The sequence below is a fragment of the Bradyrhizobium sp. SZCCHNRI2009 genome, assembly GCF_032485115.1.
Taxonomy (GTDB): Bacteria; Pseudomonadota; Alphaproteobacteria; order Rhizobiales; family Xanthobacteraceae; genus Bradyrhizobium.
Map to the genome: position 1 here is coordinate 387,401 of NZ_JAUEUH010000005.1, position 20,573 is coordinate 407,973.

The 20,573-nt window shown below is 66.6% G+C and carries 19 protein-coding genes; 10 read left to right on the forward strand and 9 right to left on the reverse strand.

From position 1 onward, the window contains the following. Positions 1 to 24: 24 nt before the first annotated feature. Positions 25 to 657, forward strand: coding sequence for a hypothetical protein (locus QX041_RS20125; protein ID WP_315825654.1), 633 nt, complete (start codon positions 25 to 27; stop codon positions 655 to 657). A gap of 18 nt (positions 658 to 675) precedes the next feature. Here QX041_RS20125 and QX041_RS20130 read toward each other — a convergent pair whose 3' ends face one another. From QX041_RS20130 to fabA, 4 genes are all read right to left on the reverse strand, one after another. Further along, on the reverse strand, positions 676 to 2,661 hold the full coding sequence (locus tag QX041_RS20130) for an autotransporter outer membrane beta-barrel domain-containing protein (protein ID WP_316166358.1): 1,986 nt from the start codon (positions 2,659 to 2,661) through the stop codon (positions 676 to 678). A gap of 224 nt (positions 2,662 to 2,885) precedes the next feature. Then, a complete protein-coding gene (gene fabI, locus QX041_RS20135) occupies positions 2,886 to 3,686 on the reverse strand; it encodes an enoyl-ACP reductase FabI (protein WP_315751773.1) in 801 nt (266 codons plus the stop codon). 147 nt (positions 3,687 to 3,833) lie between these two features. Beyond that, positions 3,834 to 5,057 carry a beta-ketoacyl-ACP synthase I gene (gene fabB / locus QX041_RS20140; protein WP_315716915.1) on the reverse strand — a complete coding sequence of 408 codons (1,224 nt, stop codon included), beginning with the start codon at positions 5,055 to 5,057 and terminating at the stop codon, positions 3,834 to 3,836. Positions 5,058 to 5,133: 76 nt separating this feature from the next. After that, entirely contained in the window at positions 5,134 to 5,655 is a 522-nt protein-coding gene (gene fabA / locus QX041_RS20145; protein ID WP_315716914.1) for a 3-hydroxyacyl-[acyl-carrier-protein] dehydratase FabA, read from the reverse strand. A 456-nt stretch (positions 5,656 to 6,111) separates the two neighbouring features. On the opposite strand from fabA, the gene irrA reads away from it, so the two are divergent. Beyond that, positions 6,112 to 6,582 (forward strand): iron response transcriptional regulator IrrA, encoded by a 471-nt coding sequence (gene irrA, locus QX041_RS20150; RefSeq protein WP_315716966.1) that lies wholly within the window; start codon positions 6,112 to 6,114, stop codon positions 6,580 to 6,582. A 107-nt stretch (positions 6,583 to 6,689) separates the two neighbouring features. Here irrA and QX041_RS20155 read toward each other — a convergent pair whose 3' ends face one another. Then, positions 6,690 to 7,175 (reverse strand): SH3 domain-containing protein, encoded by a 486-nt coding sequence (locus QX041_RS20155; RefSeq protein WP_409977910.1) that lies wholly within the window; start codon positions 7,173 to 7,175, stop codon positions 6,690 to 6,692. Between the two features lie 413 nt (positions 7,176 to 7,588). On the opposite strand from QX041_RS20155, the gene QX041_RS20160 reads away from it, so the two are divergent. Then, the gene (locus QX041_RS20160; protein WP_315716913.1) at positions 7,589 to 8,590 is read left to right on the forward strand and encodes a D-glycerate dehydrogenase; all 1,002 of its coding nucleotides are present in this window, start codon (positions 7,589 to 7,591) and stop codon (positions 8,588 to 8,590) included. 125 nt (positions 8,591 to 8,715) lie between these two features. Here QX041_RS20160 and QX041_RS20165 read toward each other — a convergent pair whose 3' ends face one another. Beyond that, positions 8,716 to 9,645: a LysR family transcriptional regulator gene (locus tag QX041_RS20165; protein ID WP_316166359.1), complete on the reverse strand. Its 930-nt coding sequence runs from the start codon at positions 9,643 to 9,645 to the stop codon at positions 8,716 to 8,718. Positions 9,646 to 9,767: 122 nt separating this feature from the next. Between QX041_RS20165 and QX041_RS20170 the strand changes: the two genes are divergently transcribed. Continuing rightward, positions 9,768 to 10,772 carry an aldo/keto reductase gene (locus QX041_RS20170; RefSeq protein WP_316166360.1) on the forward strand — a complete coding sequence of 335 codons (1,005 nt, stop codon included), beginning with the start codon at positions 9,768 to 9,770 and terminating at the stop codon, positions 10,770 to 10,772. Between the two features lie 219 nt (positions 10,773 to 10,991). Here QX041_RS20170 and QX041_RS20175 read toward each other — a convergent pair whose 3' ends face one another. Then, the gene (locus QX041_RS20175; protein WP_315716910.1) at positions 10,992 to 11,795 is read right to left on the reverse strand and encodes a molybdopterin-synthase adenylyltransferase MoeB; all 804 of its coding nucleotides are present in this window, start codon (positions 11,793 to 11,795) and stop codon (positions 10,992 to 10,994) included. A gap of 151 nt (positions 11,796 to 11,946) precedes the next feature. Here QX041_RS20175 and QX041_RS20180 point away from each other — a divergent pair, with 151 nt between their 5' ends. Together QX041_RS20180 and QX041_RS20185 are read left to right on the forward strand one after the other, a co-directional pair. Next, a complete protein-coding gene (locus tag QX041_RS20180) occupies positions 11,947 to 13,305 on the forward strand; it encodes a peptidoglycan-binding protein (RefSeq protein ID WP_315751769.1) in 1,359 nt (452 codons plus the stop codon). Positions 13,306 to 13,756: 451 nt separating this feature from the next. After that, positions 13,757 to 14,560, forward strand: a complete 804-nt coding sequence (locus QX041_RS20185) for a ParA family protein (RefSeq protein ID WP_316166362.1) — start codon at positions 13,757 to 13,759, stop codon at positions 14,558 to 14,560. A 122-nt stretch (positions 14,561 to 14,682) separates the two neighbouring features. On the opposite strand, the gene QX041_RS20190 is transcribed toward QX041_RS20185, so the two are convergent. Together QX041_RS20190 and mutM are read right to left on the reverse strand one after the other, a co-directional pair. Then, entirely contained in the window at positions 14,683 to 15,165 is a 483-nt protein-coding gene (locus tag QX041_RS20190) for a cyclic nucleotide-binding domain-containing protein (protein ID WP_315716907.1), read from the reverse strand. 78 nt (positions 15,166 to 15,243) lie between these two features. After that, positions 15,244 to 16,125 carry a bifunctional DNA-formamidopyrimidine glycosylase/DNA-(apurinic or apyrimidinic site) lyase gene (mutM, locus tag QX041_RS20195; RefSeq protein ID WP_315751767.1) on the reverse strand — a complete coding sequence of 294 codons (882 nt, stop codon included), beginning with the start codon at positions 16,123 to 16,125 and terminating at the stop codon, positions 15,244 to 15,246. 105 nt (positions 16,126 to 16,230) lie between these two features. Between mutM and ubiE the strand changes: the two genes are divergently transcribed. The 4 genes from ubiE to dut all read left to right on the forward strand — a co-directional run bounded on the left by ubiE (position 16,231) and on the right by dut (position 20,573). Continuing rightward, positions 16,231 to 16,992 (forward strand): bifunctional demethylmenaquinone methyltransferase/2-methoxy-6-polyprenyl-1,4-benzoquinol methylase UbiE, encoded by a 762-nt coding sequence (gene ubiE / locus QX041_RS20200; protein ID WP_315716905.1) that lies wholly within the window; start codon positions 16,231 to 16,233, stop codon positions 16,990 to 16,992. Next, positions 16,989 to 18,563 carry a 2-polyprenylphenol 6-hydroxylase gene (gene ubiB / locus QX041_RS20205; protein WP_316166363.1) on the forward strand — a complete coding sequence of 525 codons (1,575 nt, stop codon included), beginning with the start codon at positions 16,989 to 16,991 and terminating at the stop codon, positions 18,561 to 18,563. Before ubiE ends, ubiB begins: the two co-directional genes overlap by 4 nt. A 127-nt stretch (positions 18,564 to 18,690) precedes the next feature. Next, the gene (gene coaBC, locus QX041_RS20210) at positions 18,691 to 20,118 is read left to right on the forward strand and encodes a bifunctional phosphopantothenoylcysteine decarboxylase/phosphopantothenate--cysteine ligase CoaBC (protein WP_316166364.1); all 1,428 of its coding nucleotides are present in this window, start codon (positions 18,691 to 18,693) and stop codon (positions 20,116 to 20,118) included. After that, positions 20,115 to 20,573 (forward strand): dUTP diphosphatase, encoded by a 459-nt coding sequence (dut, locus tag QX041_RS20215; RefSeq protein WP_315716902.1) that lies wholly within the window; start codon positions 20,115 to 20,117, stop codon positions 20,571 to 20,573. Before coaBC ends, dut begins: the two co-directional genes overlap by 4 nt.

Below are 20,573 nucleotides of genomic sequence, written 5' to 3' on the forward strand. Positions count from 1 at the left end.
GAGGGCGGACCGTGCGAGGTCGGGGTGATCGCCGCGCTCGGCGATGTCTTCACGGTGCAGAAGAACGGCATGACCCGCCTGGGCAACGAGTACGCCGAAGTGCCGGTGTCCTGGGGTTTCGACGACATCGTCTACGCGCGCGTGAAGGCAGCCGCGGGTGATAGCGGGATCCGCCGCATCAGCGTCCCCAAGGGCGCATTCGATCCATTCTATCAGTCGCCACCGGTCAAGGCCGAGAACGGAAAGCTCACGCCCATCGTCAGGAAGGTGGCCGGCACGGCAGGGTGCGCTCGCTACCTCGTGATCACCCGCCGGACCGACAGCGAACCCTCGACAAACGACGAGGTTACCGGCGTCGGTGTCATCAACCGGGGCGAGGGATTCGGCCGGATCAGCCACGTCTTCACCATGATCGATATCCAGCTCTATGACGGCGCGACGTTCGAGACGCGCGAGCCTGCCACGAGCTCCAGATCGCTGCTCTCACGGCTGACGTCCGGCGTCGGACCGCCGTCTCACGCCGGGGACGTCGACAACTCCGCATTCCCCGCTTCGCCGCCGGAGGCTGCGAACAACAATGTGCTGCGCGACATGGCGCGTTCGATGCTCAAATTCCGGCTCGACCAGCGCTTGCCGGCCTATTTCGGGCGCGAATAGAACGACGAGCTCGGCGCGTCACAGCCTGATCTTCAGCACCGCGTGGCCCGACTGCTGGACGAGACCGGACGATGTCGCGTTGATGCCATAGCGGATGCTGAGGTCGAGCCGGTCGTTGCCGGCGGCCACAAGACCAAGGCCCGCCGAATAGATCCATGGCGACAGGCCGAGGCCGTGGGTGACGAAGCTCTCGCCGCCGCCCGAGAACGTCGCGCGGATCTGCAATGGCTGATTCAGCGTGTTGTAGCCGACGCCTATATCGCTGGTCAGACGAATCTGCCTGGTGGGCGCGTAGACCGCTTTCAGCTGCGCCGTCGTCACGAGCTCCTGATAAATCTGAGGATCGACGTTGAGGCTGAAGCCGCCGGCACCGTTCTCGCCGTAGGAATTGCTGCGAACCGTGCCGTAGTCCAGGCGCAGTGCTGGAACGAGCGCGAATCCGTCCTGCAGCGGAATGCGCGTCTTGATGCCTGCGCCGGCATGGCCGCTGTAGGAGCGATAGCTGCCGCCGGCGGATGCGCCCATGAAGCTCAGCGACCGGTTTTCGCCGTTATCGGTCGATCCGCCATCGAGCTGATAGTCGAAGAGGACATCACGGGTGATGGCGTAGGCTCCATAGAGCCCGAGCTGATAGGAGGCGAGACCGAGGCGGTTCGGCACGGCCGCGTCGCTTCCGGTGATCGTGTGATGAGAATAACCGAGAACGCCGCCAATGATGGCGCGGGACGAGACTGCGACGTCGGCGCCGAACGCCAGACCGCCGCCGGAGGCGTCATAGCCGGGAACGCCATCGCGTCCCGTCTGCTGCGCGGTGCTACCGAGAGGCTGCATCCAGACATTGCGACCAGCGGCCCAGCCGATGCTGCCGACATCGTCGAGCCTGTTGGTCATCGTCTGCCGGAACGCCTGCTGGCTGACATGGGTCGCCTGCGAGGCCGCCCCGGTCAACACCGGCAATGTCTGCTTCACGGCAGCGCCGAGAGAAGGGCCGTCGAGATTGTCGAGTGCGGCAAAGCCTGAGACCATCGATCCGGTCCAGCCGGCCGACGTCATCGACAGCCGGTACAGCACGTCAGCCGCCTCCAGTCCGACGCGGCCGCCCGCAGACCGCAGCGTATCCGCATAAGGCCGGATCAGCGACATCGTCGCCAGTCCTCCAGTCAAATTCCCGGTAAGGTCGTAGGTCGACACCAGCATCTGCGCGCCCGCGGCGTTGCCGCTCGCCGTGCCATAGAGGCTGGTCAGGGTGCCGCGCGAGAGGGTGTTGAACAGCACGCTGCCCTCGGGAGTCACCGAGCCGAGCAGCGTGAAGCCTGCCGCGGCGCTGCCGGGCGGTGCGACGCCCGCACCCCAGAAATAGCCGTTCTGATAGTTGGTGATGACGAAACGGCCCGGCGCCTGCGTGCCGAACAACGTCGGACTGACGATCCGCCAAGGCGTGCCGGCGGTCCACGCCCATTGCGGCACGGAGTTGGCCGGCACCGGTGCCGACGGCGGCGGCGTGAAGGTCGCGGGATCATAGGGCAGCATGTAGGCCCAATGCGTCACCAGCAGGCTGTCGCCGGTGATCATCTGCATTTCCATGCTGGTCACGCCGTTGACGTTGCGCATATAGCCGAGTCCGACGGTCGCAGTGCCGCCGCCGGTCGGCGTGAACAGCATGGTGATCTGGCCGCTGGTGGTGACGAAGCCCTGGATGGTCGAGGTGTCCGTCAGCAGCGCCAGCCCGATCCTGAGCTGCGCGACGCTGGTGCCGGTGAAGGCGCCGTTGCTCGCGGTGCCCAAGGTCCACAACGTCTGGTCACCGATCGGGACCGGATTGGAGAAGCCCGTCTTCGGCGACATGTAGGCGAGCAGCTGCGCCGTCGGCACATACCAGCTGGTGTTGGAGATCGTGGAGTCCCAGACGCTCGATTGCGCCTGCGCCGGCCCGACGCCCCCTGCCACAAGCGCAATGCCGGTCATCGCGCAGAGAGCGATGACACGGGCCTTCGAACGCAGCATCAATCGCCCCCACGACTTGTCTTGCTGCCGGCGCGAGCGGCTGGCTGACGGCCGCGGCCGATGCACCGGTCATGATGCATCGCAGCGTCGTCGCAACAACCAACACGAGTTGCGCCAATGCTTCCTGATTAGCCGTTCAGGAACATTGTCTTCAACTGGGAAAATTTGGGTCGATCGGGGGACGGAGTCTCGCGTTCCCCTGATACCGCCGATGCGCGCGGAGGTCAGTCCGCCTTGAGATCCTCGGGGCGCGGCATCGAGATCACGTTGTAGCCGGAATCGACGTAGTGGATCTCGCCGGTGACGCCGCCGGACAGCTCCGACAGCAGATAGAGCGCCGAGCCGCCAAGCTCCTCCAGGGTCACGCCGCGACCGAGCGGCGAGTGCTTCTGCTGGAAGGCGAACATGAAGCGGGCATCGCCGATGCCCGAGCCCGCCAGCGTGCGCACCGGGCCGGCCGAGATCGCGTTGACACGGATGCTGCGGCGGCCGTAGTCGGCGGCGAGATAGCGCACCGAGGCTTCCAACGCGGCCTTGGCGACACCCATCACGTTGTAGTTCGGCATCACGCGGTTGGAGCCGTCGAAGGTCAAGGTGATCATGCTGCCGCCGCTTTCCGGCATCAGCTCGGCGGCGCGCTTGGCGATCTCGGTGAAGGAGAAGCAGGAGATCAGCATCGTGCGCGCAAAATTCTCGCGCGAGGTGTCGGCGTAGCGGCCCTTGAGCTCGTTCTTGTCGGAGAAGGCGACCGCATGGACGACGAAGTCGAGCCCGCCCCAGGCCTCGCGCAATGTGGTGAACACGCCGTCGACGCTGGCGATGTCCTCGACGTCGCAAGGCAACACGTGCTTGACGCCGAGCTCGTCGGCGAGCGGACGGACGCGCTTGCCGAGCGCGTCGCCCTGATAGGTGAAGGCCATCTCGGCGCCATGCGCAGCCAGCGTCTTGGCGATGCCCCAGGCGATCGAATGGTCGTTGGCGATGCCCATGACCAGGCCGCGCTTGCCTGCCATCAGTCCCTGCATGATGTCTCTCCTTCGTCATGCCGGGATCGACCCAGCCAGGATGATCGTTCCGCCTTCGAGACGCCAATGGCCGGACATCGGTGCGAAGAATGAGCTTCGCGCTGCTGCCCGGCCATGATGCCGACGAAACCAGTGCTGTTGGAAATCTTAGGCGTCGAGCTGCTTGAACACCAGCGTCGCGTTGGTGCCGCCGAAGCCGAACGAGTTCGACAGCACGGTGCCGAGCTTGGCGTTGTCGATGCGCTTGCGCACGATCGGCATGTCGGCGAAGGCGGGATCGAGCTCGGTGATGTTGGCGCTCTCGCAGATGAAGCCGTTCTTCATCATCAGCAGCGAATAGATCGCTTCCTGGACGCCGGTGGCGCCGAGCGAGTGGCCGGTCAGCGCCTTGGTCGCCGAGATTGGCGGACATTTCTCGCCGCGGCCGAACACCTTGCGGATCGCCTCGATCTCCGGCGGATCGCCGGCGGGCGTCGAGGTCGCATGCGGATTGATGTAGTCGATCTTGGTCTTCACGGTCGACAGCGCGAGCTGCATGCAGCGCTCAGCGCCCTCGCCCGACGGCGCCACCATGTCGTAGCCGTCGGACGTCGCGCCGTAGCCGACGATCTCGCCGTAGATCTTGGCGCCGCGCGCCTTGGCATGCTCGAGCTCTTCCAGCACGAGGACGCCGGCGCCGCCGGCGATCACGAAGCCGTCGCGCGTGACGTCATAGGGCCGCGACGCGGTCGCAGGCGTGTCGTTGTGCTTCGACGACATCGCACCCATCGCGTCGAACAGCACCGACAGCGTCCAGTCGAGCTCTTCGCAGCCGCCGGCGAACATCACGTCCTGCTTGCCGTACTGGATCATCTCGTAGGAATTGCCGATGCAATGATTGGACGTCGCACAGGCCGAGGAGATCGAGTAGTTGACGCCCTTGATCTTGAACCAGGTCGCCAACGTCGCCGAGGCCGTCGACGACATTGCCTTCGGCACGGCGAACGGACCGACGCGCTTCGGGCCCTTGGTGCGGGTGATGTCGGCCGCTTCCACCAGCGTGCGCGTCGATGGCCCGCCAGAGCCCATGATGATGCCGGTTCTGACGTTGGAGACGTCGGTCGGCTCCAGCCCGGAATCGAGGATGGCCTGCTCCATGGCGACATGATTCCACGCCGCCCCCTCGCCGAGGAAGCGCATGGCGCGGCGGTCGACCACGTCGGCGGGATTCAGCGTCGGCGCACCTTGCACCTGCGAACGAAAACCAAGCTCGGCATATTTCTCGGCGCGGGAGATACCGGACTTCGCCTCGTACAGGCTGGCGAGCACCTCCTGGGTGTTGTTGCCGATCGATGAGACGATGCCCATGCCCGTGATGACAACCCGCCTCATGATGTCCGCCTCACCTTGCTCGTGTGTTGTGTTGCAGCCGTGCCTGCTGCACTGTCTGTGGTCGCAGCCTGCCGGTTCAAGTCGGCGCGGCGCCCTGCTTGAACAGGCCGACCTTCAGGTCCTTGGCGCGATAGATAATCTCGCCATCCATCGAAAGCCACCCGTCGGCAATACCGAGCACCAGCTTTGAGCGCATCACGCGCTTGATGTCGACGTTGTACACAACCTTGCGGGCGGTCGGCAGCACCTGGCCGGAAAACTTGAGATCGCCGAGGCCCAGCGCACGGCCGCGCCCTGCGCCGCCGGTCCAGCCGAGGTAGAAGCCGACCATCTGCCACATCGCATCGAGGCCGAGACAGCCTGGCATCACCGGATCATTCTTGAAATGGCAGCCGAAGAACCAGAGATCCGGCTTCACGTCGAGCTCGGCGCGGACGACACCCTTGCCGAACTCGCCGCCGGTCTCGGAGATCTCGACGATCCGGTCGAACATCAGCATCGGCGGCAGCGGCAGTTGTGCATTGCCGGGGCCGAACAGCTCCCCGCGGCCGCAGGCCAGCAGGTCCTCGTACTCATATGCGCTGCGCCGATCCAGCATGCTTGGTGGCCTTTCTCAACGATCCCCGGTGGAATTTGTGCCGCGCGACATGGACCCTTCCCGCGCGCCGCCCCCTTCCGCGCCGCGCTGGCCGGTCATCGCGTCGGCACGAAGGCTGGGCCATCGCACTTGGCGAACATGACCGCTGTCAGCGGCGGGCTTAACGACGCCTGGATTCGCGCACATGGCCATCACGGCCGCCGGCGCTCACCATGGCAGGGCAAATCGGGTCCGGGCGCTCTCTAACATAGAGGATTGCGGCGTCAATGCGCGTATCCAGGTAAATCGACGCAGCACCAGGGCCGGCGCCCGAACCGGGCGGCAAATGCAGTTTAGGAGCGTTCTAGATACGTTAGTTGCGATAAGCTTGCATCTGAATGGGTTTCTTCCTATATCGGTTGTGGATGAGAGCGAGATTGTGCGGTGCTTGAAGTGGATGTCAGCAACAACGCCTCGATGAGTGGTCATGACCGCGGCAACCCGGATCTCGGGAACGGCCGGCAGCCAGCACTCAATGGCTGCCCATGGCACGACGTCAACGAGATGCTGCAGGCGGCCGGGCTGCGCCCGACCCGCCAGCGCATGGCCCTTGGCTGGCTGCTGTTCGGCAAGGGCGCGCGGCATCTGACCGCCGAAATGCTCTATGAGGAAGCGACGCTGGCCAAGGTTCCGGTCTCGCTCGCCACGGTCTATAATACGCTGAACCAGCTGACCGACGCCGGCCTGCTGCGCCAGGTCAGCGTTGACGGCACGAAGACGTATTTTGACACCAACGTCACCGCCCATCATCACTTCTATCTTGAGAACAACCACGAGCTGGTCGACATCCCGGACCAGCATCTGGCGCTGTCGAAGCTGCCGGAGGCGCCCGAAGGTTACGAGATCGCCCGGATCGACATGGTCGTCCGGCTGCGCAAGAAGCGCTGAGCCTCCGGAAGGTCTTCATCGAAGCACCATGCCCGCACCCGCTGCGGGCATTTTTGTGTCGGGAGCGCGTCAGGATGGAGGTCAGCGCATTGCGCTGACCTGGGCCTTCAATTGACCTGCTCGTCGGCGTAGACGCCCCACAGCCGCTGCTGCTGGATCCAGCCTTCGAAACCATTGCCGAGCACGCGGCACCAGCCATTGCCGCATTTCTTCACCTGCGCGACAACGCCGGCCTGCAGCCGCGCTGTGACCGCGCTGGTCGCGTCGGCGCTCTCGTAGATCGGGGCGAGATCGTCCTTGTTCTTCATCGTGACCACCGCCGTGCGGCGCCCCGACAGCAACGAGTGATAGACCCACCCCTCCGAGCCTTCGGAATCGCGCACGCGGCGCCAGTTCTCATATTCCGCGGTGATCTCGACCGGCAGGCCGGAGCGCGTATAGACCCAGGCCACGTCGTTGTCCTTGGTCGGACCGGCGCGAACGTTCACATGATCCGACTTCAGGCTGACATAGCGCGGCACCGGCAGGCCGCTGGTGGTGAGAACGGAGTCCTTCGCCGCAACGCCGCCCCTGCCGACGGCAACGTCGAACAGACAGACCAGCAGCACCACGACAGCACCGAAACGCCACAACGTCAATTTACTCAACTCACTCTCCCTCGAAAGGATCGACCCGCGCTCCGATCAAAGCGGATTGCGTTGCGATCCTTCGCCCGATCCCCATCGAACCGCCCGGCTGCCCCCCTTCGTGCTCGGAGAGGGCTTGCCGAAAGCGCCAGTCCCGACCTGCCGTTGGCTTCTTGTCTTGGCCGGGCCTTCTGCTAGACAGGACCGAACACAAGCGGCCAGGAAGCGCCTGAGAATCGCTCGCGAAGCCCTGTCAGGGACGGATCGGCCCACCTGCGAGATCCGACACGACCAGTCCAGGGAAGCGCCGCTCTCAGGCGACGACGGTAGTTTCGGCGAACCCGGTTAATGAGGTCTGAAGGATCTCATGAGAGCAGCACATGTCAGGTAGGAAAAAGCCCCTCGTCGTGGTGACACGCAAGCTGCCGGACTCGGTCGAGACGCGCATGCGCGAGCTGTTCGACGCCAGGCTCAATCTCGACGACGAGCCGTTGAGCCAGGAACAGCTCGCCGACGCCGTGCGCACCGCCGAGGTGCTGGTTCCGACCGTCACCGACCACATCAGCGCCGACATTCTCAATCAGCCCGATTGCAAGCTGCGCATGATCGCCAACTTCGGCAACGGCGTCGACAACATCGACGTCGCGGCGGCGGTAGCGCGCGGCATCACCGTCACCAACACGCCGAAGGTCCTCACCGAGGACACCGCCGACATGACCATGGCGCTGATCCTCGCCGTGCCGCGGCGGCTGATCGAGGGCGCCTCGATCCTCACCGAGGGCAAGAACTGGGCGGGCTGGTCGCCGACCTGGATGCTCGGCCACCGCATCGGCGGCAAGCGTCTCGGTATCATCGGCATGGGGCGCATCGGCCAGGCCGTGGCGCGGCGCGCCCGCGCCTTCGGCCTGCAGATCCACTATCACAACCGCCGCCCGGTCGCTCCCGTGATCGCCGACGAGCTCGGCGCTACCTACTGGGAGAGCCTCGACCAGATGCTGGCGCGGATGGACATCATCTCGGTCAACTGCCCGCACACGCCGGCGACGTTCCATCTGCTGTCGGCACGGCGGCTGAAGCTGATCCGCAAGGACGCCTACATCGTCAATACCGCGCGCGGCGAGGTGATCGACGAGGAGACGCTGACGCGGCTGATCGAGGCCGGCGATATCGCCGGCGCCGGTCTCGACGTGTTCGAGCACGAGCCCGCGGTCAATCCGCGCCTGGTCCGGCTCGCCAAGGCCGGCAAGGTGACGCTGCTGCCGCACATGGGCTCGGCCACCATCGAAGGCCGCGTCGAGATGGGCGAGAAGGTCATCATCAACATCAAGACCTTCCTCGACAACCACCGCCCGCCGGACCGCGTGCTGCCGAGCATGTTGTAGGCCGGTCACTCGACCCCATAATCAGCGTCGTCGCTGCGAACGCAGGGACCCGTACCGCGTAATGTCCGCGTGGGACATCGCTGGTCGTCATCGTCTCGTTCACGCTGGTGGTTATGGGTCTCGGCTCAAGGCCGGGACGGCAGCTGGTGCGGGGCGCCCGCGCGCTTCCGCCACTCCCCGACGAACGCGACGAACGCCGCCAGCGCCGGCGGCGGTTGCCGGCGGCTCGGATAATACAGATATGGTCCGGGGAACGGCGGGCACCAGTCGTCCAGCACGCTGACGAGGCGGCCAGCCGCCAACGCATCGCGCACATGTCCCTCGAATGTCGCCCAATAGCCGACCCCGTCGCAGGCGGCACGGAAGGCCAGACCGAGCTGGACCGCGATCAGCCGAGCCGGCGGCGCGATCCTGATCACCTGCCCGTCCTTCTCGAACTCCCAATCCAGCATCGCACCGGACGAGAAGCGCGTGCGAATGCAGCCATGCTGCAGCAGGTCGCGCGGATGCGCGGGACGGCCATGCTGCGCCACATAGTGCGGTGAGGCGACGATGGCGTAGCGCTGCGTTTCGCCCAGCGGCACGGCGATCATGTCCTGCGCCAGGTGCTCTCCATAGCGCACGCCGGCATCGAACCCGGCCTGCACGATGTCGACGAAGCCGCTGTCGGCGACGATCTCGAGCTCGATCAACGGATAGGCCTGAAGGAACGGCGCGACCATCGGCGCCAGCACCAGATCGACCGCGGGCGGTGGCGCATTGATGCGCAGGCGCCCCGCCGCGACCTGCTGCTGGCCGCGCACCTGATGGATCGCCGCTTCGATCTCGGACAGCGCCGGCTCGAGCCGTGCCAGCAGCGCCTCGCCGGCCTGCGTCAGGCCGACGCTTCGCGTGGTCCGGTTGAGCAGCCGGACGCCGAGCCGCTGCTCCAGCTCCTTGAGCCGCTGGCTGAGGCTGGATGCCGCGAGGCCCTGCTCGCGCGCAGCCCGGCGGAAATTGCCGCTGCGAGCCACGGCAGCGAAGGCTTGAAGATCACGGAGGTCCGGCTCGCTCATTGTTCGATATGTTGAACAGTCCATTCGAAATTGTCCAGCTTATCGAACCGAGGAAATGCGCCGATATCCGCGTTGTCCGGGCGGGCCAGCAGGCCGCCTGCGCCAGCAAGAGGAGATTGATCATGCAAACCCGCCAACTCGGCTCGACCGGCCCCGACGTTTCGGTCATCGGATTAGGCTGCATGGGCATGTCGGACTTCTACGGCCCCACCGACCGGTCCGAGAGCATCGCCACCATCCACGCCGCGCTCGACGCCGGCATCACGCTGCTCGATACCGGCGACTTCTACGGGATGGGCCACAACGAGATGCTGATCCGCGAGGCGCTGGCGTCCGCCGGTCCGCGCAACGTGCAGATCTCCGTGAAGTTCGGCGCCCTGCGCGGCCCCGACAAGAGCTGGCTCGGCTATGACAGCCGGCCCGAAGCTGTCAGAACCTTCCTGTCCTATTCGCTGCAGCGGCTCGGCGTCGACGCCATCGACATCTACCGCCCGGCGCGGCTCGATCCCAAGGTGCCGATCGAGGAGACGATCGGCGCGATGGCCGAGCTGAAACAGGCCGGCTACATCAGGCATATCGGGTTGTCGGAGGTCGGTTCAGAGACGATTCGCCGGGCGCACAAGGTGCACCCGATCTCGGATCTGCAAATCGAATATTCGCTGATCTCGCGCGGCATCGAGAGCGACATTCTGCAAACTTGCCGCGAACTCGGCATCGGCATCACCGCCTATGGCGTGCTGTCGCGCGGGCTGATCAGCGGGCACTGGTCGAAGGACCGCGCCAACGCCGCTGATTTCCGTGGCCATTCGCCGCGCTTCAGTGGCGACAATCTCGATCGCAATCTCAGCCTGGTCGACACGCTGCGCAGCCTGGCAGGCGAGGTCGGCGCCACGCCGGCGCAAGTCGCGATCGCCTGGGTGGCCGCGCAGGGCAACGACATCGTCCCGCTGGTCGGCGCCCGCCGCCGCGACCGTCTCGACGAGGCGCTCGGCGCGCTCTGCGTCAAGCTCACCGAGGTCCAACTCGCCGCGCTGGACAAGGCCTTCCCGATTGGTGTCGCCGCCGGAGAGCGCTATCCGGAGGCGCAGTTGGTGCATATGGACAGCGAGCGCGGTCAGCCGGGCTGAGCGTCATGCGAGTCCAGGTCGCGCAACAAACTCGGTGTCGTCCCCGCGAACGCGGGGACCCATACCGCGTGATGTCTGGAACAGGCAGATGACCCGTTCCGTGCGCCTCATTGCATACACGGAGTATGGTCCCGGATCGGCGCCCGACGACGCGTTGCGTCGCCGGGCTTGTCCGGGACGACAGTGAATTTGTGGCGCGCCTCTCGACTCAAGCGGCCGTCACTTCCGATGCGCGCTCAAGTCCGCAATGACAGGTCCATCACCATTCAGCGGATTGGCGGGATCGCGCCCATAGCGCAGGGTCTCGAAGCGCATCGTGCGCGCGTCCAGCATCAAGAGCCGTCCCACCAGCCCCTCGCCGAAGCCGACGATCTCGCGGATCGCCTCCAGCGCCATCATCGAGCCGAGCATGCCGGCGAGCGCACCCATGACGCCGGCTTCGGCGCAGGCGGGCACCGTGCCGGGCGGCGGCGGCTCGGGGAACAGGCAGCGATAGGTCGGATTAAACTGGCCCTTCTCATTCCGCTCATGCGCCCGGATCGTCGTCAGCGACGCATCGAAGGTGCCGAGCGCGCCGGTGATCAGCGGCCGCGCGGCCAGAAAGCAGGCATCGGAGACGAGATAGCGGGTGTCGAAATTGTCGGAGCCGTCGAGCACGAGATCATAAGCGCCGATCAGATCGAGCGCGTTGTCGGCATTGAGCCAGGTCCGATGCGCCATGACGCTCACATGCGGATTGAGCGCGTTGATGCGCTCGGCGGCGCTCTCGACTTTGGGTCTGCCGATGTCGGGGGTCGCATGGATGACCTGGCGCTGCAGATTCGACAGCGACACGACGTCGTCGTCGACCACGCCGATCGTGCCGACGCCAGCCGCGGCGAGATACATCAGCGCCGGTGCGCCGAGGCCGCCTGCGCCGACCACCAGCACCGACGCCCGCTTCAGCGCCGCCTGGCCGGGACCGCCGACGTCGCGCAGCACGATGTGACGGGCATAGCGCTCCAGTTCTTCGTCGCTCAGCATCGTTACACCGTCCTTCCGCTGCCGCACCGCTGTCAGCCCATTGTCGGCCCGTAGCGAAGACGCCGGCTCTCCGCACTGAACCCTCGCCGGATTGTGACCGACCAAGCAGATGTGCTTATTTAGCGGCGCGGCAAGAGCATCGGGATTTGTCATGAGACGGCTGGCCACGGCAACCTTCATCTGCGGGATCGCCGCATGCGCGTCGGCGCAGGCACAGACGCCGCAGGGCGCGTCGCCGGGCGCCAAGCCCAAGCCCGTCGCGACCCAGCCGGCGCGCCCGGGCGTGCAGGCTCCCGCCGACACCGCCAATGCGATGAGCCAGGCCGAGCGGCTCGCGCTGCAATCCGATCTCGCCTGGGTCGGCCAGTACAATGGCGCGATCACCGGCGACGTCAGCGAGCGCATGGTCAACGCGATCAAGGAATACCAGAAGCTCGTCGGCGGCAAGCCGACCGGCGTGCTGAACCCGCAGGAGCGCGCCGTGCTCGCCGACACCGCGCGCCGCAAGCAGGAGGGCGTCGGCTGGAAGCTCGTGACCGAGCCGGTCAGCGGCGCACGGCTCGGCATTCCCGCAAAGCTGGTGCCGCAACAGACCAGCGACGGCACCGGCTCGAAATGGACCTCGCCCACCGGCACCGTGCAGGTCGTGCTGTCACGCCGCAAGGAGGCGAACCCGACCACCGCGGCGCTCGCCGACCGCGAGAAGAAGGAGCCCGGCCGCACCGTCGACTACAGCGTGGTGAAGCCCGACTTCTTCGTGCTCTCGGGCCTGCAGAACCTGAAGAAGTTCTACATCCGCGGCACCTTTCGGGGCGACGAGGTGCGTATCCTGACCATCCTCTACGATCAGGCCACCGAGAACACGGTCGAGCCGGTCGTGATCGCGATGTCGAGCGCTTTCACCGCGTTTCCGTCGACATTGGCCGCGCAGCCCGCGCCACGGCGCCGCGTCGATTACGGCACCGGCATCATCGCTACCCAGGACGGCGCCATCATCGCCGATCGCGAGGTGACCGATGCCTGCGTGGCGATCACCATTCCCGGTTTCGGCCATGCCGAGCGCGTGGCCGAGGACAAGGAGCGCGGCCTGGCGCTGCTGCGCATCTACGGCGCGCGCGGCCTGAAGCCGCTGGCGCTGTCGGGCGGCAGTGCGAAATCGTCGGTCGACATCGTCGGCATCGCCGATCCGCAGAGCCAGGGCGGCGGTGCCGCGATCAGCACCGTCAAGGCGCAGCTCGCCGGCAATGGCGCCGGCGACGCCTCGCTGGCGCCGGCGCCCGGGCTCGGCTTTTCCGGAGCGGCGGCGCTCGACGGCGACGGCAAGTTCGCCGGCGTCACCTTGCTCAAGCCCGGCGTCCTCGCCGGCACGGCGCTGATCCCATCGACGCAGGTCGTGATGGTCAGCGCCGATGCGACGCGCGCCTTTCTCGCCACGCATGGCGTCAAGCCCGACGGGACCTCGCTCGACGCCAAGGCGGCGACGGTGCGCGTGATCTGCGTGCGGAAGTAGCGCCTGCGCCAAACCGGTCCGGCATCGCGATCATGCCGCCGCGCCCTGCGGCGCGGCGGCGTTTACGCAATGTTAAGCATGTCGTTTTAGAAAAAATTAAGGGCCCAACGGCGGCCGGCGGGGATCGGACGTGCAGCATCGCGACTGCATGGGATGATGCTCGGCGATGCCGATCGCTCGCCCGCGGCTCGCTGCCACTCAACTTCCTAGCACCTTGCTATCAACTCGGAACGGCTCCCGCCGTAGTCAACCGGTCTGTGCAGGCACAGGCCGAGCGTGAAATAGTTCGAACAGTTTTGTCGGCGTGCTGATTCGGACCACCGCGATCGCTCTTCATGAGTTGGATCGGGCCGGGACTGTCCTGAGCGAGAATAGCTCTGCACCGCGATCGCGATGCGCTCAGCTTTGGCGTTCTCATAAGTTCCGTCAACATCCGAAGGACTGTCTCCCGATGTACACGATCGTTTTGGCCACGCAGAAGGGCGGCAGCGGCAAGAGCACGCTGGCGATTGGTCTGGCCGTGGCGGCCCAGCAGGCCGGCCACAAGGTGCGCGTGATCGAGACCGACCGTCAGGGCACGCTGACCAAATGGCAGGCGCGCCGCGCCGCGAGCGAGCCGATCGTCGAAGCCGTCTACGATGCCAAGACGATCGAGCCTCGCCTCGAAGCGCTGGCCCGCGACGGCGTCACCCTCTGCGTGATCGACACCGGGGCCGGCATCACGGCGTCCACGACGGCCGCGATCCGCCACTGCAATCTGTGCCTCATTCCGGCGCGTCCGAGCGTCGCCGACATCGAAGCGACCGCACCGACCTTGAGTGTCGTGCGCGCCTGGCGCAAGCCGTTTGCCTTCGTGCTCAACCAGGCCCCGATCCGCGGCGGCCATCGCGTCACCGATGCGACGACTGCGCTCGACGCCGACGCGCCGCGCGACATCGCAGAGGTGCTGGCGCAGCCCTTCATCATGATGCGCAACGACCACCAGGACGCCCTCGCCGCCGGTCTCGGCGTCAGCGAGTTCGATGCGGCCGGCAAGTCGGCGCAGGAGATTCGCAGCCTGTGGCGCTGGACCGCGGGCAAGCTCGCCGGCGACCACGTCATGCATGACGCTGGCGAGCTGAAGGACGCGAGCGAGCACGCCGAGGTCGAATTCCCGATCATGCTGACGCCGCCCGCCGAGGAAGCGAAGCTTCCGGTGACGCGGGCCTACCCGACCTGGGCCGACAATGGCATCAACTGGAAGGCGGGGCTGTAAAGGCGGGCTGTGGTCGTCATCGGATACGAGCTACCACAAATGCGGTGGGCTCCCTCGCCCCGCAAGCGGGGCGAGGGAAAGATCACCGACCGCGGGATCGAGTCCACCGAATCCAACCGGGCCTAGCGCTCTCCAGCCTCGCGCATCTCCAGCTGCTTGATCCGCGCATCGGCGCGACGCAGGCGGCGGCATAGCTCGCGATTGATGTTCTGCAGCACGATCACATAGGCGTGGATGTCAGCCTTGTAGAAGGCATACAGCTTTTGCGCCGTCAGCTCGTACAATACGGTCGGCGCTTCCGCGACGACGGTGGCCGATCTGTTCTGCATGTCGAGCAGGGTCATCTCGCCGAAGAAATCGCCAGGCTCGAGACGCGACATATGGATCGCAACGCCCGTCTCCAGGCGCTCGCTCACCTCCAGCGTGCCGCTGTGCACGACGAACATCGAACGACCCGCCTCGCCCTCGGCGACGACCACGGCGCCGCTCTCGAACTCACGCGCGACCAGCATCGAGACCAGCAGATCGAGGCTCGCATCGGGCAGGCCGCCGAAGAACGGCGTCGCGAGCAGGAATGCTTTCAGATCGGGCGAGCTGACAGCCATGGCGGCAGTATACCCCCGCCCCCGTCCGTCACAAGCAGACTGGGGCAAGCCGGCCATGCCGGCTGGTCGGCCGCTGCATCACTTCTGGCACTTCGGGCACCAGAAGGTCGAGCGCCCGTTCTGCACGAAGCGCTTCACCACGCCGCCGCAGCCATCGGTCCGGCACGGCTCGCCCTCCCGGTCATAGACCTGGAACGAATGCTGGAAATAGCCGAGCTCGCCTGATGTCTGGCGGTGATCGCGCAGCGACGAGCCGCCGGCGCGGATGGCCTCGTTGAGCACGGTGTGGATCGCTTCCACCAGACGCCTGGCGTGATCCGTGGGCTCGCCCTTCTTCGTTGCCAGCGTTGCCGCCAGCCGTCGCGGCGACAGATGGGCGCGGAACAGCGCCTCGCAGACATAGATGTTGCCGAGGCCGGCGACGACGCGCTGGTCGAGCAGCGCCGCCTTGAGGCTGGTCTTCTTGCCGGCACAGGCGCGCGCCAGCATGGCGGCATCGAATTCATTGCCGAGCGGCTCGGGCCCGAGATCCTTCAGATGCGGCTCGGTCTCGATCTCGCCGCGGCCGATGATCTTCATGAAGCCGAAGCGGCGCGGATCGTTGAACACGATGTCGGCGCCAGACGACATGTGAAACACGACATGGTCGTGCACGCTGTCCTTGCCGCGCGGATAGTGAAACTCGCCCGGCGTCTCCTCGTGCTCCGGCTTGATCACCCGGAACGAGCCGGACATGCCCAGATGCATCAGCAGCACGTCGCCGGAGCCGAGGTCGGCCAGCAGATATTTGGCGCGCCGGCCGAGTCCCCTGACGGTCTGGCCCTGCAGGCGCTTCGCAAAATCGGGCTGGAACGGAAACCTGAGATCGCCGCGCCGGGCCTCGGCCTTGACGATGACGGCGCCTTCCATGACGGGCTGCAGCCCGCGCCGGACGGTCTCGACTTCGGGCAGCTCAGGCATGCCGGCTCATTTCACCTTTTGCATCCGCGACCATTCACCTTGTCCGGCTGACGTGATAGCGCCTTGGCCGCATCAGCGCTATGGTGCCGTATCGGAGTAAGGGTGATGGATCAGCCGGACCAAACCACTCATTTCGGCTTCAGGGACGTGCCTCTGGGCGAGAAGCAGACGCTGGTGAACGACGTGTTTCACAGCGTGGCACAGCGCTACGACCTGATGAACGACCTGATGTCGGGCGGACTGCACCGCGTCTGGAAGGACATCATGATCAACACGCTGAACCCGCCGAAGAGCGATGCGCCGTTTGCGCTGCTCGACGTGGCCGGCGGCACCGGTGACATCTCCTTCCGCGCCGCCAGGAAGGCCGGCGCCGGCTTCCATGCCACCGTGTGCGACATCAACAGCGACATGCTCGAGGTCGGGCGCCAGCGGGCGCTGAAGCAATATCTCGACGACAAGGTCTCGTTCGTCGAGGGCAATGCCGAAAAGCTCGCCTTTCCCGACCGCTCCTTCGACGCCTATACGATCGCCTTCGGCATCCGCAACGTGCCGCAGATCGAGCTCGCGCTCGCCGAGGCCTTCCGCGTGCTCAAGCATGGCGGCCGATTCCTGTGCCTGGAATTCTCCACCGTCGAGATGCCCGGGCTCGACAAGCTCTACGACCTGTTCTCCTTCAACGTGATCCCGCAGCTCGGCCGCGCCGTCACCGGCGATGCCGAGTCCTACCGCTACCTCGTCGAATCGATCCGCCAGTTTCCGCGCCCCAGCGCCTTCGCCGAGATGATCTCGGCGGCCGGCTTCTCCCGCGTGTCCTGGCAGACTCTCTCCGGCGGCATCGTCGCGCTTCATTCCGGCTGGCGTTTGTGATCTCCGCACTCACCCACATTACGCGGCTCGCCCGGGCCGCCTTCGTGTTCGCGCGCGAGGGCGTGTTCGGCGCCGTCGATCCGAGCCTGGCGCCGCCGCCGGGCCAGCTCGCGCTGAAGCTGGCGCGCCTCGTCGAGCGCCCCGGCGCCAAGTCCGGGCCAAGATTGTCGCGGGCGCTGGAGCGCATGGGCCCGGCCTATCTCAAGCTCGGCCAGTTCCTGGCGACGCGGCCCGACGTCGTCGGCGTCATCATGGCGCGCGACCTCGAATCGCTGCAGGACCGGCTGCCGCCATTCCCGCAGGCCGAGGCCGAGGCGGTCATCGCCACCGCGCTCGAGCGCCCGATCAGCCAGCTGTTCACGCATCTCGGTCCTCCGGTCGCCGCCGCCTCGATCGCGCAGGTGCATCGCGGCGAGGTCGAGCGCGACGGCATTCGTCGTCCGGTCGCGGTGAAGGTGCTTCGGCCGAACGTCGCCTCGCGCTTCCGCCGCGACCTCTCCGATTTCTTCTTCGTCGCCGAAAAGGCCGAGGCGCATTCGTCGGAGGCGCGGCGGCTGCGGCTGGTCGAGGTCATCAACACGATGTCGCGCTCGGTCGCGATGGAGATGGACCTTCGCCTGGAGGCCGCTGCGCTCTCCGAGATGGCGGAAAACATCAAGGACGATCCGGACTTCCGCGTACCCACGGTCGACTGGGATCGCACCGCCAACACCGTGCTGACGATGGAGTGGATCGACGGCATCGCGCTGAACGATCACGCCCGGCTCGCGGCGGCCAATGTCGATCTGCCCGACGTCGGCCGCAAGGTGATCCAGAGCTTTCTCCGCCACGCGCTGCGTGACGGCTTCTTCCACGCCGACATGCACCCGGGCAACCTGTTCCTGGACCAGCAGGGACGGCTGGTCGCGGTGGATTTCGGCATCATGGGCCGGCTCGGCATGAAGGAGCGGCGCTTCCTCGCCGAGATCCTGCTCGGCTTCATCACCCGCGACTATCGCCGCGTCGCCGAAGTGCATTTCGAGGCCGGCTACGTGCCGCCGCATCATTCGGTGGAGAATTTCGCCCAGGCCATCCGCGCCATCGGCGAGCCGATCCACAACCGCACGGCCGAAGAAATCTCGATGGCCAAGCTGCTGACCCTGCTGCTCGAGGTCACCGGCCTGTTCGACATGCGCACCCGGCCGGAGCTGATCCTGCTGCAGAAGACCATGGTGGTGGTCGAGGGCGTCGCGCGCGGCTTCGATCCCAAGCTCGACATCTGGAAGGTCGCCGATCCCGTGGTGCGCGAATGGATCGAGCGCAATCTCGGCCCGCTCGGCCGCATCGAAGGCGCCGTGTCCGGCGTCGGCGACCTGGTCCGGCTCAGCGCGACCCTGCCCGTGCTCGCCGCCCGCGCCGCCGCCGTGCTGGAGCACATGGAGACCATGACCCGCGACGGCCTGCGCCTGTCGCCGGAAACCATCGCCGCCATGGGCCGCACCGAAGGCAAGAAGAGCCGCTGGCGCGCCATCGCGCTATGGGTCATCGCGCTGACCTTCATCGGCATTCTGTTCGCGGTGCTCAGGCTTTAGGCTCGCAGCCTGGGCAAAGGCGCAGCGCTGCCGCCCATGGCGGCCGCTTTGCCCACCTTCCTCTGATTGCACTGCTGTCATTTTCTGCTAGCATTGCCTTCACAAGGGCAACGCTGGGGAGGCGGTCATGGCGAGCCTGACCATCCGCAAGCTGGACGACTCTCTCAAGACTTATCTGCGACTGCGCTCGGCGCAGAACGGGCGCTCCGTCGAAGAGGAAGTCCGGGTCATCCTGCGCGCGCTGATCGAGCCTGCCGATCCATCCGAGCCGCCGATGGCGCCGCCAGCTCCAGCCAACCTCTCCGCCCCGCTCGTCCCCCAGCCCGGCCAGGCGCGCGAGGCTCGCGTCACCCTGATCATCGGCGGCGGCATCGCCGCCTACAAATCGCTCGACCTGATCCGGCGGCTCAAGGAGCGCCACATCCAGGTCCGCTGCGTGCTGACCAAGGCGGCGACGCAATTCGTGACCGAGCTCGCCGCATCGGCGCTGTCGGGAGATCGTGTCTTCACCGATCTGTTCGACGCGCGCAGCGAGTTCGACGTCGGCCACATCCGGCTCGCACGCGACTGCGATCTCATCGTGGTGGCACCGGCGACCGCCGACCTGATGTCGAAGATGGCGCACGGCGCCGCCGACGACCTCGCCAGCGCCATCCTGCTCGCGGCGAGCCGGCCGATCCTGCTGGCGCCGGCGATGAACCCGATGATGTGGAGCAATCCGGCGACGCGCCGCAACGCCGCGACCCTGCAGCGCGACGGCGTCCAGATGATCGGGCCGAACGCCGGCGAGATGGCGGAGAAGGGCGAGGCCGGTGTCGGCCGCATGGCCGAGCCGACCGAGATTGCGGACGCCGTCGTCGCCATGCTCAAGCCGCCTGTGCCGCGCCCGCTCGCCGGCCGCCGCGTGCTGATCACCGCGGGCCCGACCCACGAGCCGATCGACCCGGTGCGCTACATCGCCAACCGCTCCTCCGGCAAGCAGGGCTTTGCGATCGCCGCCGCCGCGCAGGCCGCCGGCGCCGACGTGCGGCTGATCGCAGGACCGGTGGAGCTTGCCGACCCCAAGGGCGTCAGCGTCACCCACGTCGAATCGGCGCGGCAGATGCTGGAGGCCGTCGAGGCCGAGCTGCCCGCCGACGTCGCGATCTTCGCCGCGGCGGTGGCCGACTGGCGCGTCGCCAATGAGGGCGGCCAGAAGCTGAAGAAGACGGACAAGGCGATCCCGCCGCTGACGCTGGTCGAGAACCCCGACATCCTCGCCACGATCTCGAAGCTGCAGGAGAAGCGGCCTGGTCTCGTCATCGGCTTCGCCGCCGAGACCGAGCACCTGATCGACAACGCGAAGGCAAAGTTCGCCCGCAAGGGCTGCGACTGGATCGTCGCCAACGACGTCTCGGCCGCGACCGGTGTGATGGGCGGCGACCGCAACACCGTACATCTCTTGACGAAGGACGCCGATGGCGTCCATGTCGCGTCCTGGCCGATCATGACCAAGGACGAGGTCGCGACTGCGCTCGTCGCCGAGATCGCCAGAACCATGGGACCCGTTGCGTGACACAGACGATCGCGATCGACGTGCAGATTTTGCCGCATGGCGAGGGCCTACCGCTGCCGGCCTATCAGACCGCACATGCCGCGGGGCTCGATCTGCTCGCCGCGGTTCCGCCCGATGCTCCGCTCGTCCTTGCGTCGGGCGGCCATGCGATGGTGCCGACGGGATTGTCGATCGCGCTGCCCGACGGCTACGAGGCCCAGGTGCGGCCGCGTTCGGGGCTCGCTGCGCGGCACGGCGTCACAGTGCTGAACTCACCGGGCACGGTGGACGCGGATTACCGCGGCGAGATCTGCGTGCTGCTGATCAACCACGGCAAGGAACCGTTTACGATCCGCCGCGGCGAGCGCATCGCGCAGATGGTGATCGCCGCCGTCGCGCGCGCCGAGCTCAGCCTCGCGACAACCTTGACGACGACCGCGCGCGGCAGCGGCGGCTTCGGCTCGACGGGCCGTTGA